This window comes from Sphingobium sp. MK2 (genome assembly GCF_040170545.1).
GTDB lineage: Bacteria > Pseudomonadota > Alphaproteobacteria > Sphingomonadales > Sphingomonadaceae > Sphingobium.
The window spans coordinates 1-12,160 of record NZ_JAZDXA010000003.1 but is presented as its reverse complement, the minus strand read 5'-3'; the positions used below and the strand labels follow the sequence as shown (position 1 = coordinate 12,160).

Sequence of the window (12,160 nt, the reverse complement as noted above, 5' to 3'; positions counted from 1 at the left end):
CCCGCGTTCGGTGTGGAAGCGCCGTCTATGGGCGCGCGCCAAAACTGTCAACCGTCCGTTTCGGCTGTTTTCGCATTCTCGTCATTTTCTTTGCGCGGCGCGACCGTCAGCGTCCCCTGCTCGAACAGGAAACCGGCGATATCGGGCGTTCCCGCTGCCTGCACCACGGTCTGGATGATGATCAGCAGCGGGACGCCAAGCAGCGCACCGGGCGTCCCCCAGACCCAGCCCCAAAAGGCCAGCGACACCAGGATCAGCAGCGGATTCATCGTCAACCGCCGCCCCAGCACGGTCGGCGTCACCACATTGGCCTCGACCATGTGAAAGCCGACCTGCAAGGCGGCGGGCAGCAGCGCCACCCAGATATCGTCGAACACCATCAGGCCACCCAGCCCCAGCAGCACGGCGGCCAGCATCGGCCCGAAATAGGGAATGAAGTTCAGCAACGCGACGATGCCGCCCCACATCCAGGGCGACGGCATCCCGATCAGCCACAGCGAGACGGCGACCGCCAGCCCCAGCCCCAGATTGATCGTCGCGATGGTGATGACATAGGCCGACGTCGCATCGACCACATTCTGGATCACCCGCGCAACCGCCAGCGCGCCGTCGAAACTGTCGCGGCTGTTGATCGTGCGACGGCGCAGGCGCGTCCATCCGGCGAGGAAGAAATAGATGATGAGCAGCGCGAACACCATCTGCACGATGGCGGATGGCGCGGAGGCAGCGGCGAACTGCAGCAGCGAGCGGGGCGTATCGACCGCCGCCGTCTGCGCCGCCGCCACCGGCCCCGTCGCCAGCATCCGCACGGTTTCATCCACGAACCGCTGCAAATTGGCATAAAAGTCGATCAGCGGCGCGAGATTGGCCTGAATCTGCGGCAATCGTTCGGGCAGGATGCGGAACCAGTCGGTCGCCGGTACGATGATCAGCACCAGCGCCGTATTGGCGACCAGCAGGAAGCCGATCAGCGCCAGCAACGCCGCCAGCCCCGACGGCAACCGGCGTCGCTCCATCCACTCCAGCAGCGGCACCAGGGCAATGGCGATCACCAGCGCGGCGGTCAGCGGCAAAAAGAATTCCGCCCCCGCCCGCAACGCAAAGGGCAGCGCGATGACGAGGCCGATGCCCGCCGTCAGCGCGATCGACGCCAGCAGCCGGTCGCGCCTGCGGTTGATTTCCTGTTGTTCGCCGACTGTCACGACTGTCCGATTCGCCAAAGATTTCGCCCAGATGTGCGCTGCCCGTCGCGGGCCGTCAATTTGCAAAGCGATGCCAAAGTGCGTGCAGGAAAATCAGGCCCTTAACCAAATATTCGGCCGCCCTGTCTATGTCCGCCATCGGGGACGGCGACAACGGGGCTTTGGCATGAAGACGGCCACAGGATCAGCGCTGGGCGCGCTGGCGATCATCATCGGCGCGCAGGCGGCGCAGGCGCAACCCGCCGTGCGGGTCGACACGCAGATGTTCGTCGAGCGCGTCAGCACCGACGTCAACGGCCGCACCCGGCGTATCCTCGCCAGCGCCGATCGCGTCGCACCGGGTGACCAATTGATCGTCATGGTCCATTGGCGCAACCAGGGCGGCGAACCGCTGCGCGACTATGCGCTGGTCCGTCCGCTGCCCAAGGGGGTGGAACTGGACCCCTCCGACCCAGCCTTGCAAGTGTCCGTTGACGGGGGCGTGCGGTGGGGACGCATGGCGCAACTATGGCTCCCGACGCCGCTCGGCGGCGTGCGCCGCGCCGTCCCCGCCGACATCACCCATATCCGCTGGACCCTCCCCGACAGCGTGCCGCCGGGCCAGACCGGACGGCTCAGCTACCGCGCGACGATACGCTGAACGGATTGTGCAACGCAATAACAGCGCTTGAGCCGGGCAAGGCGACAGGTTAGGGCCGACGGCCTAACCGGAGACCCCTCTGATGCCCAAAGATGCAGAGCGCGCCTATCTTGCCAATATCGGAGAGGATGGCGCTCATCACTCGCTGCATAAGCCCTTTTCCGATCCTTATTGCGGACTGGAACTGGCATCCATCGGTTTCATCATGGGCCTGCTGCCTTCGCCCCCCGCCCATATCTTGGACATGGGCTGCGGTGGCGGATGGACAAGCCAGTTCTTCGCCCGCGCCGGATACACCGTCACCGGACAGGATATCGCCCCTGACATGATTGCGCTGGCGCAGGAGAATGCGCGGATCAACGGCGTTGCCGACCGCACGACCTTTGTTTGCAGCGACTTTGAAAATCTCGATCTGGATGGTCAGTTCGATGCGGCGATCTTTTTCGATGCGCTCCATCATGCCGACGACGAAGCGCTGGCGATCCGCAGCGCCTATCGCGCCTTGAAGCCAGGCGGGATGCTCATCACCCATGAACCGGGCGAAGGGCATAGCACAGCGCCAGGGTCGATCGAGGCCATGGAACGATATGGGGTCAATGAGCGCGACATGCCGCCGCATCTCATCATGGCGCGCGGCCGGGAAGCAGGCTTCACCGGCTTTCGCGTACTGCCGATGCCCCATGTCCTGCAGGATATTTTCTACACGCCGCGAACTTACCCGAACCGGCGACTGAGCGCGCGGCGCTGGCGCATGACCAAGCGGGTGCTGAAGCTTCTCTTCGAGCCTGACCTGAAACAGGGTGCCATCGTCGTCCTGACGAAATAGGCACCCTGCCCCTTTATCAATCCACGAACAGGAAAGCGGGCGCTTCCAACAGCTTGCGCACGGCCTGCACGAAGCTGGCCGCGTCGAAGCCATCGACCACGCGATGATCGCAACTGATCGACAGGTTCATCAGCTTCGCCGCGACGATCTCTTTGCCCCGGAACATCGGCCGTTCGATCACCCGGTTGGGGCCGATGATCGCGACTTCGGGCCGGTTGATGACCGGCGTGGTGGCGATGCCGCCCAACGGCCCCAGCGAGGTCAGCGTCAGCGTGGAGCCGGACAATTCCTCCGACTTCGCCTTGCCGGTGCGCGCGGCGTCGGCGAGGCGGCGGATTTCGGTGGCGAGCTGCCAAACATTGCGGTTCTGGGCATCGCGGATCACCGGCACCATCAGCCCTGCATCGGTCTGCGTCGCAAGGCCGAGATGCACCGCCCCATGGCGCGTGACCACGCCCGCTTCGTCATCATAACGGGCGTTGAGCATCGGAAAATCGGGCAGCGCCTTGCACAAAGCGACAATCAGCAGCGGCAGCATGGTGAGCTTGGGCCGATCCCCGCGCCCGTCATTCAACTGCGCGCGCAACTCTTCCAGCGCCGTGACGTCGATTTCCTCGACATAGGTGAAGTGGGGAATATGGCGCTTGGACGCCGCCATATTCTCGGCGATGCGGCGCCGCATCCCGATGACCTTGATCTGCTCGTCCGGCCGCGTGGCCGACCGCCCCGCCGGACGATAGCCCTCGCCCTGCCCGTACAACAGGAACGCATCGAGATCGGCATGACGGACATGCTCGCCACTCGCCTTCACCTGCGCCAGGTCGATGCCGAGATCCTTCGCGCGGGCACGGACGGCGGGGGATGCGAGGATGGGTGATCTGGCCTTCTCCCCCTCCCCTTCAGGGGAGGGGGGCGGGGGGTGGGGCGGTTCGGCAAGCGGCGCGCTATCGTCGATAGGCCCCACCCCAACCCCTCCCCTGAAGGGGAGGGGCTTTTCAGCTTCTGCTAAATCAACGAAACCCGGAACCTCCGCCTCAACCGAAGGCGGCGGCGGCGCAGCTACCTCGTCGCCCTCGACCTCGATCTCCACCAGCATCGCGCCGATCGGGATCTGGTCGCCCGGCTCACCCGCCAAGCGGACGACGATGCCCGCCACCGGACTTTCCATCTCGACCGTCGCCTTGTCGGTCATCATGTCGGCGATCGGCTGGTCTTCCTCGACCCGATCCCCGACCGCGACATGCCAGCCGACGATCTCGGCTTCCGAAATGCCTTCGCCGATATCCGGCAGCTTGAATGTAAAAAGGGCCATAAAAAGCTCCGTTCGTGTCGAGCGAAGTCGAGACACTTGACTTGAAACTGCGCTTCCGTTTCTCGACTTCGCTCGAAACGAACGGAAGCTGGGTGAAGGCTTAGTCCTTCATGATCTTGGTAATGGCTTCTCGGATACGCACCGGGCCGGGGAAATAGGCCCATTCCAGACTATGCGGATAGGGCGTGTCGAAGCCGGTGACGCGCTCGATCGGCGCTTCGAGATGATAGAAGCAACGCTCCTGCACCTGGGCCAGCAATTCCGCGCCAAAGCCGCTGGTCCGCGTCGCCTCATGCACGATCAGGCAACGGCCTGTCTTTTTCACCGACGCCTCGATGGTGTCGATGTCGAGCGGGATCAGGGTGCGCAGATCGACGATGTCCGCGTCGATGCCCATAGCCTTGACCGTATCCTCAACAACATGGACCATCGTGCCATAGCAGAGGATCGTCAGCGCCTCGCCCGCCCGCACGATGCGCGCGGTGCCCAGCGGAATGCGATAATAGCCGGTCGGCACCTGCGCATCTGCATGCCCGGCCCAGCTTTTGGCCGGCGTATCATAATGGCCGTCGAACGGGCCGTTATAGATGCGCTTGGGTTCGAAGAAGAGCGTCGGATCATTATCCTCGATCGCTGCGATCAACAGCCCCTTGGCGTCATAGGGGGTGGACGGGATCACCGTCTTGATCCCCGAACAATGGGTGAAGATGCCTTCGGGGCTTTGGCTGTGCGTCTGACCGCCGAAGATGCCCCCACCAAAGGGCGACCGCACCGTCATCGGCGCAGTGAACTCCCCCGCCGACCGATAGCGCAACCGTGCCGCTTCCGACACCAGTTGGTCGAGCGCGGGATAGATATAGTCGGCAAACTGGATCTCCGGCACCGGCCGCAGGCCATAGGCCCCCATGCCCACCGCCACGCCAATGATCCCGCATTCGGTGATCGGCGTGTCGAATACGCGGTTCTTGCCATATTTCTGTTGCAAGCCCGCCGTGGCGCGAAACACGCCGCCGAAAAAGCCGACATCCTCGCCCATCACCACAACGGTCGGGTCGCGCTCCATCATCACGTCCATGGCGCTGTTGATCGCCTGGATCATGGTCATCTGTTGCATATTTGATGTGTCAGTCATGGCACTTCCTTCCCTCTCCCTTGAGGGTCGGCCAGAGGCACGTGGCTCTGGCCGAGGTTGCGCAGACTTGGCGGCTCTGCCGCCTAGTCGAAGCTGGGAGAGGGTGAACGGCGGCGAGGAAAGGCAAGGGTATAGCCCCCTCTCGAACCTCCGCTAGGCGGCAAGCCGCCAAGCTACGATATCCTCTCCCCGCCGGGGAGAGGGGAAGATGGTGCGCCATCACAACCCCGCCGCCTTCCACTCATCCAGCATCTGCTGCTGCTGTTCCTTCAAATGCCGGGGCATTTCCTCGAACACATCTTCGAACATCGACTCCATCGGATGATGGTGCAGGCCATGACCCAATATGCCGTTCTTCTCCGCTTCGCGCGCGGCGTCGCGGACATATTCGGCCAATTCCTTGTCCATCGCGGCGTGCCGCTCTTCGTCCCAGATGCCCAAGCCGATGCAATGCTGCTTCAACCGCGCGATCGGGTCGCCCAGCGGCCACAGGCTGCTTTCCTCCGCCGAACGATAAGCGGTCGGATCATCCGACGTGCTATGCCCTTCGACGCGATAGGTGAAATGTTCGATCAGCGTCGGCCCGGCATTGGCCCGCGCCCGGTCGGCGGCCCAGCGCGTCGCGGCATAGACCGCCAGCACGTCATTGCCATCGACCCTTAGGCCCGCAATCCCATAGCCGATCGCCCGCGCCGCGAAGGTCGTCGATTCCGCGCCCGCAAAGCCAGAAAAACTGCTGATAGCCCATTGATTATTAACGACATTCAGGATCACCGGCGCGCGATAGACGCTGGCAAAGGTGCAGGCCGAATGGAAATCGCCCTCCGCCGTCGATCCCTCGCCGCACCAGGTCGCCGCGATGCGCGTGTCGCCCCGCGCCGCACTCGCCATCGCCCAGCCGACCGCTTGCGGATATTGGGTGGTCAGATTGCCGGAAATGGAGAAGAAGCCCGCCTCGCGCGCCGAATACATGATCGGCAACTGGCGGCCCTTCAGCCGATCGCCCTTGTTGGAATAAATCTGGTTCATCATGTCGATGATGGGCCAATCGCGCGCGATCAATATGCCCTGCTGGCGATAGCTCGGAAAACACATGTCGTCGCGCGACAGCGCCAGCGCCGCGCCAATCGACACCGCCTCCTCGCCCGTCGACTTCATATAGAAGCTGGTCTTGCCCTGTCGCTGGGCACGGAACATCCGCGCGTCGAACGCGCGGGTCAGCGCCATCGCGCGCAGCATCCGCAGCAGCGTTTCGGGCGGCAGCTTGGGGTTCCACGCCCCCACGGCCGCACCCTCTTCGTCCAGCACGCGCACCAGGCCATAAGCCATGTCGCGCATCGTCGCGGGCTGCGCCGCCTCGTCCGGACGCGGCGCGGCATCGGCAGCAGGAATGTCGAAATGGGTGAAATCGGCGCTCTCGCCCGGCCGGGCTGGCGGCTCGGGCACATGCAGGCGCAACGGGGGCAGGTTGCGCCCCGGTTCGCCTTGCGCGGCTCCGATATCATGCGGATCGGTCATCCTGCCTCCTATGCTGCGTTGCAATAATATTGCTTGTATTGGATATTAAATTACAACGCCGAGAAAGGCAAGCGTCCCTTACCCAATTTTTCCAAAATCTATGTCCGCCTCGCTGTCCGCTTCAAACGGCGACGGGCGCGGAAATGTGGGATTGCGGCGCATAATCGACCACCTCGAAATCCTCGATGGCATAATCGAAAATGGATGAAGGTCGGCTTTTGATCCGCAATTTCGGCGCGCCCGAAGGCATGCGACTCATCTGCTCCTCCACCAGCGCGGCATGGTTGAGGTAGAGATGCACATCGCCCCCCTGCCAGACGACCTCGCCCGGCTCCAGATCGCATTGCTGCGCCAGCATCCGGGTGATCATCGACAGGCCGAAAATGTTGAAGGCAAAGCCCAGGCCCAGGTCGCAACTGCGCTGGAACAGCAGGCCGTTGAGCTTCCCGTTCGACACCTGAAACTGATAGGTCATATGACAGGGCGGCAGCGCCATCTGTGCCACTTCAGCGACGTTCCAGCCGGTGAACAGCAAGCGGCGCGACCCCGGCGTCGCCCGGATAGCCTCCACCAGCGCGGCAATCTGGTTGTGGCCCTTCTCGGCCCGGCGATACAGCCCCTCGCCCGCCGGTTCGTAGCGCGGCCAGTTCACCCATTGCGCGCCATAGACCGGCCCCAAATCGCCCCACTCCAGCGCAAAGCCCTCATCCGCGATGATCCGCGCCTCGAACGCATCCCGGTCGATCGTCTCGCCCGTCGCCTTGCGATAGGCGTCGAGCGGCCAGTCGGTCCAGATATGCACCCCCTGCCGCACCAGTTCGCGGATATTGGTGTCGCCGGTCAGGAACCACAGCATCTCGCGCGCCGCCGCCTTCCAATAGACTCGCTTGGTGGTGAGCAGCGGCACCGCATCGTCCTTGAGCGAGAAACGCATCGTCGCGCCCAGGATCGACCGGGTGCCAACCCCGGTGCGGTCGATCCGCTCGTCGCCATACCGCCAGATATGCCGCATCAGGTCGAGATATTGCTGCTCATAATGGGGCGTGTCGGGCAAGGCGCTGGTCCTGTCGGAATCGAATCTGTGATCCACAGGCTTTAGCGCATCGGGGCATCGCTCCGCCCCGTAAAAAAAGCGTCGCTCGCCGCTTGCCAGCCCGAAAACCCGTCTCTATAGGCTGCGGCCTGCCTTACGGGGTCGCTTCACGGCGGCGTCGGCATCGGTCGGGGAATAGCTCAGCCTGGTAGAGCACTGTCTTCGGGAGGCAGGGGCCGGAGGTTCGAATCCTCTTTCCCCGACCACATTTCTTCACAGCTTCGAACAGATCAACCCCTTGCGGGGGAACGCCTTCCCGCGCGCGTCATTCTTTTCGCGCACCCGCGCGACTGGGGCGCTTGCATCCCTCTGGCCAGCCGCTTTCGACAGATGTCATATGTCGAAAGCGGCGACCCCCATGTTGTTCGAATGTAAAAGATATTTGACCCGCCGCCTCCGCCCGGCGATGATCCCGGCCATCGAACGGTCGTCCGGCCGCTTCCCAAACACAATCCGACCCGCATCATGCGGGCATTCCGCAGGTGGGAGACGAACCTTGCATAGACGTGATTTTCTGGCCTTTGGGGCCATGGGTGTTGGGGGGCTTGTCCTCCCATCGATGTTCGGCAAGGTCATTGCCGCCGAAGAATTGAACAGCGCGATCGACGTCGCCGTCAAGAAGGCGCTGGCCGACGCCGCGATGAACGCAGCCAAGAGCGCGGGCGCATCCTATTGCGACGTGCGCGTCGGCCGCTACCTGCGCCAGTTCGTCATCACCCGCGAACGCAATGTCGAAAATGTCGTCAACACCGAATCGAGCGGCGTGGGTGTCCGTGTGCTGGCCGACGGCGCCTGGGGCTTTGCCGCGACCAATGCGATGACCACCGATGCCGTGGCCAAGGCCGCGCAGCAGGCCGTCGCCATCGCCAAGGCGAACGCCCCGACCCAGACCGCCCCGGTTCAGCTCGCCCCGGTCAAGGGCGTCGGCGAAGTGTCGTGGCGCACGCCGATCGCCAAGAACAGCATGACCGTGCCGATCAAGGACAAGGTCGACCTGCTGATGGGCGTCAACGCCGCCGCCATGGATGCAGGCGCGGACTTCATCAGCTCGATCCTGTTCCTGGTGAACGAGCAGAAATATTTTGCCAGCACCGATGGCAGCTATATCGACCAGGATGTCCATCGCATCTGGGCACCGATGGAAGTCACCGCCGTCGACAAGAAGACCGGCAAGTTCCGCGTCCGCGACGGCCTGTCCGCACCCATGGGACTCGGCTTTGAATATCTCGACGGACGCGCGGCGGACAAGACCGTCGGTCCCAATGGCATCATCAGCTACGGCATGTCCTACGACATGAAGGAAGACGCCATCGCCGCGACCAGGCAGGCGCGCGAGAAGCTGACCGCCAAATCGGTCAAGCCTGGCAAATATGATCTGGTGCTCGACCCCAATCATCTCGGCCTCACCATCCACGAAACGGTCGGCCATCCGCTCGAACTGGACCGCGTGCTCGGCTATGAAGCCAATTATGCCGGCACCAGCTTCGCGACGATGGACAAGCTCAAGGCCAATTTCCAATATGGCAGCGACAAGGTCAACATCGTCGCCGACAAGACCCAGCCAGGCAGCCTGGGCGCGGTCGCCTATGACGATGAAGGCGTAAAGACCAAGAAGTGGGATCTCATCCGCAACGGCAAGCTGGTCGGCTATCAGGCCACCCGCGATCAGGCGCATATCGAGGGCAAGAGCGAAAGCGACGGCTGCTCCTACGCCGATAGCTGGTCCAATGTGCAGTTCCAGCGCATGGCCAACATCTCGCTGGAACCCGGCAAGGACAAGATGAGCGTCGCCGACATGATCGGCAATGTCGAGGATGGCATCTACATCCTCGGCCGCGGTTCCTTCTCGATCGATCAGCAGCGCTACAACGCCCAGTTCGGCGGCACGCTCTTCTACGAGATCAAGAACGGCAAGATCACGCAGCCGCTGGAGGATGTCGCCTATCAGATCAGGACGCCCGAATTCTGGGCCGCCTGCTCGGCGATCTGCGATTCCAGCGACTATCGCATGTTCGGCTCCTTCTTCGACGGCAAGGGACAGCCTTCGCAGGTTTCCGCCGTGTCGCACGGGTCATCGACCACCCGCTTCGACGGCATTAACGTCATCAACACCGCGCGTTCGCTCGGCTGATCGCTCAGGGGAGTTAGTATAATGGGCATCTTTACCGAAGCACAGGCGAAGGACATTCTGACCAAAGTGGTCGCCATGTCGAAAGCCGACGAATGCACCGCGCAACTGACCGGCCAGATTCAGGGCAATGTGCGCTTTGCGCTCAACAATGTCTCGACCGCCGGCCTGACCGACGACACCGACCTGCAGGTCCAGGTAGCCTATGGCAAGCGGGTCGGCATCGCTACGATCAACCAATTCGACGACGCCTCGCTCGAACGAGTCGTGCGCCGCGCCGAAGAATTGGCCAAGCTCGCCCCGGAAAACCCGGAATTCATGCCGGCCGTGGACAAGCAGGTCTATAAGACCAGCCCGACCTTTAGCGAAGCGACCGCCGCGATCACCCCCGTCTATCGGGCCAAGGTTGCGGCCAGCTCGATCACGGCATGCAAGGCGCAGAATCTGATCGCCGCCGGTTTTCTGAAGGATGGCCAGAGCTTCGTCGCCTTCGCCAACAGCAAGGGCAATTTCGGCTATCAGCGCTCGACCGTGCTGGACTATACCTGCACCGTCCGCACGCAGGATGGCCGGGGATCGGGCTGGGTCGGCACCGATACGCAGGATGCAACCCGCTTCAAGGTCGAGGATGATATCCAGATCGCGATGCGCAAGGCATCGGCCTCGTCCGAAGCCAGGGCGCTGGAGCCGGGCAAATATACCGTCATCCTGGAACCCATGGCCGCCGCCGGGCTGATCGGCTTCATGTTCAACTTCTTTGGCGCCCGCGAAGCCGATGAAGGCCGCAGCTTCCTGTCCAAGGCAGGCGGCGGCAACAAGATCGGCCAGCAGGTGTTCGGACCGCAGGTCAATTTCTACACCGACCCCTGGGATCCGGTCGCACCAAGCCTGCCCTGGGACGAAGACGGCGTACCGCGCAAGCGCATGGACCTGGTCAAGGACGGCAAGGTCGTCGCGCTGGATTACAGCCGCTACTGGGCGCAGAAGCAGGGCAAGGTGCCTGTCGGCCAGATGGGCAATATCCTGATGACGGGCGGCACCAAATCGACCGCCGAACTGGTGCGATCGACCCAGCGCGGCGTGCTGGTCACCCGCACCTGGTATATCCGCATGGTCGATCCGCAGACGGTGTTGCTGACGGGCCTCACCCGCGACGGCACCTTCTATATCGAAAACGGGCAGATCAAATATCCGATCAAGAATTTCCGGTTCAACGAAAGCCCGGTGATCATGCTCAACAATGTCGAAGAACTCGGCAAACCCGTCCGCGTGCCACCAGACGAAGTGTCGATGAACATCATGGTCCCGCCGATGAAGCTGCGCGACTTCACCTTCACCTCGCTCTCGGACGCGGTGTAATATTGGCGCTGACGGTTACCAGATGGACGATCCTCCCCCGGCGGGGGAGGTGGCAGCACGAAGTGCTGACGGAGGGGTGTCACCCTATCGATAGCGTGACACCCCTCCGTCTGGCTACGCCAGACACCTCCCCTTCCAGGGGAGGATCAGTAATGTTCGACGCATGACTCGCAATGATTTCCTCCGGCTGATGGCAGGCGGCCTGGCCAGCGCAATGCTGGCCCGGCCGCTCGCTGCCGCCGGGGGCTATGATTTCTGGTTCACGCGGCTGCGCTATGATTCAGGCGACTGGGATGTCGATCAGCGGATGCCGTCCAACGTCATCACCTCGCTGATCGACTATACGACCTTGCGGGTCGATCCGAAGGAGCATGTCCTGGCCCTGTCGGACCCCAAGATGCTGACCGCGCCCTTTTGTTATCTCGCCGGGCACAAGCTGGTCGAATTTTCACCCGCCGAGCGGCGCAATTTCGAACGCTATGTCCGCAATGGCGGCTTCGTTCTGGTGGACGATTGCAACCATGACATCGATGGCCTGTTCGCCCGCTCGTTCGAAGCGCAGATGGCCAAGATTTTCGGGGCCAAGGCGATGAAGACGCTGCCCAAGAACCATGGCCTCTATCGCAGCTTCTTCACCTTCGACGGGCCACCCAATACCGGCCTCGAACTCAACGGCTGGGGCGATGATCTGGTCCATGATTATCTCAAAGGGATAGAGGTAAATGGCCGACTGGGCGTTCTCTACAGCAACAAGGATTATGGCTGCGAATGGGACTATGACTGGCGCAACAAACGCTTCCTGGCCGAAGACAACACCAAATTCGCGGTCAATATCGTAATGTATGCGCTGTCGGTTTGAAGGCGCGACCGAACATCCTCCCCTGGCAGGGGAGGTGGCTGGCCGCAGGCCAGACGGAGGGGTGTTACCCTCTCGATAGGGCGACACCCCT

Annotated in this window: 10 protein-coding genes and 1 tRNA gene; 6 read left to right on the top strand and 5 right to left on the bottom strand. The window is 62.7% G+C overall.

Annotated elements, in window-relative coordinates; all coding sequences use genetic code 11:
• Positions 1 to 47: 47 nt before the first annotated feature.
• The gene (locus V2I08_RS02495; RefSeq protein ID WP_349633831.1) at positions 48 to 1,202 is read right to left on the bottom strand and encodes an AI-2E family transporter; all 1,155 of its coding nucleotides are present in this window, start codon (positions 1,200 to 1,202) and stop codon (positions 48 to 50) included.
• 166 nt (positions 1,203 to 1,368) lie between these two features.
• Between V2I08_RS02495 and V2I08_RS02490 the strand changes: the two genes are divergently transcribed.
• Together V2I08_RS02490 and V2I08_RS02485 are read left to right on the top strand one after the other, a co-directional pair.
• The gene (locus V2I08_RS02490; RefSeq protein ID WP_349633771.1) at positions 1,369 to 1,842 is read left to right on the top strand and encodes a hypothetical protein; all 474 of its coding nucleotides are present in this window, start codon (positions 1,369 to 1,371) and stop codon (positions 1,840 to 1,842) included.
• Between the two features lie 82 nt (positions 1,843 to 1,924).
• Positions 1,925 to 2,668 (top strand): class I SAM-dependent methyltransferase, encoded by a 744-nt coding sequence (locus tag V2I08_RS02485; RefSeq protein ID WP_349633770.1) that lies wholly within the window; start codon positions 1,925 to 1,927, stop codon positions 2,666 to 2,668.
• Between the two features lie 16 nt (positions 2,669 to 2,684).
• Here V2I08_RS02485 and V2I08_RS02480 read toward each other — a convergent pair whose 3' ends face one another.
• The 4 genes from V2I08_RS02480 to thyA all read right to left on the bottom strand — a co-directional run bounded on the left by V2I08_RS02480 (position 2,685) and on the right by thyA (position 7,684).
• Positions 2,685 to 3,980, bottom strand: a complete 1,296-nt coding sequence (locus tag V2I08_RS02480; protein WP_349633769.1) for a dihydrolipoamide acetyltransferase family protein — start codon at positions 3,978 to 3,980, stop codon at positions 2,685 to 2,687.
• A 100-nt stretch (positions 3,981 to 4,080) separates the two neighbouring features.
• A complete protein-coding gene (locus V2I08_RS02475) occupies positions 4,081 to 5,085 on the bottom strand; it encodes an alpha-ketoacid dehydrogenase subunit beta (RefSeq protein WP_349633830.1) in 1,005 nt (334 codons plus the stop codon).
• Positions 5,086 to 5,331: 246 nt separating this feature from the next.
• Positions 5,332 to 6,630: a 3-methyl-2-oxobutanoate dehydrogenase (2-methylpropanoyl-transferring) subunit alpha gene (locus V2I08_RS02470; RefSeq protein WP_349633768.1), complete on the bottom strand. Its 1,299-nt coding sequence runs from the start codon at positions 6,628 to 6,630 to the stop codon at positions 5,332 to 5,334.
• 121 nt (positions 6,631 to 6,751) lie between these two features.
• Entirely contained in the window at positions 6,752 to 7,684 is a 933-nt protein-coding gene (gene thyA, locus V2I08_RS02465) for a thymidylate synthase (RefSeq protein WP_349633767.1), read from the bottom strand.
• Positions 7,685 to 7,852: 168 nt separating this feature from the next.
• Between thyA and V2I08_RS02460 the strand changes: the two genes are divergently transcribed.
• The 4 genes from V2I08_RS02460 to V2I08_RS02445 all read left to right on the top strand — a co-directional run bounded on the left by V2I08_RS02460 (position 7,853) and on the right by V2I08_RS02445 (position 12,069).
• Positions 7,853 to 7,929 (top strand) — tRNA-Pro (locus tag V2I08_RS02460).
• A gap of 353 nt (positions 7,930 to 8,282) precedes the next feature.
• On the top strand, positions 8,283 to 9,854 hold the full coding sequence (locus tag V2I08_RS02455) for a TldD/PmbA family protein (protein WP_349633766.1): 1,572 nt from the start codon (positions 8,283 to 8,285) through the stop codon (positions 9,852 to 9,854).
• A 21-nt stretch (positions 9,855 to 9,875) separates the two neighbouring features.
• Entirely contained in the window at positions 9,876 to 11,210 is a 1,335-nt protein-coding gene (locus V2I08_RS02450; protein ID WP_349633765.1) for a TldD/PmbA family protein, read from the top strand.
• A 163-nt stretch (positions 11,211 to 11,373) separates the two neighbouring features.
• Positions 11,374 to 12,069 carry a DUF4159 domain-containing protein gene (locus V2I08_RS02445; RefSeq protein WP_349633764.1) on the top strand — a complete coding sequence of 232 codons (696 nt, stop codon included), beginning with the start codon at positions 11,374 to 11,376 and terminating at the stop codon, positions 12,067 to 12,069.
• The last annotated feature ends 91 nt before the right edge of the window (positions 12,070 to 12,160 follow it).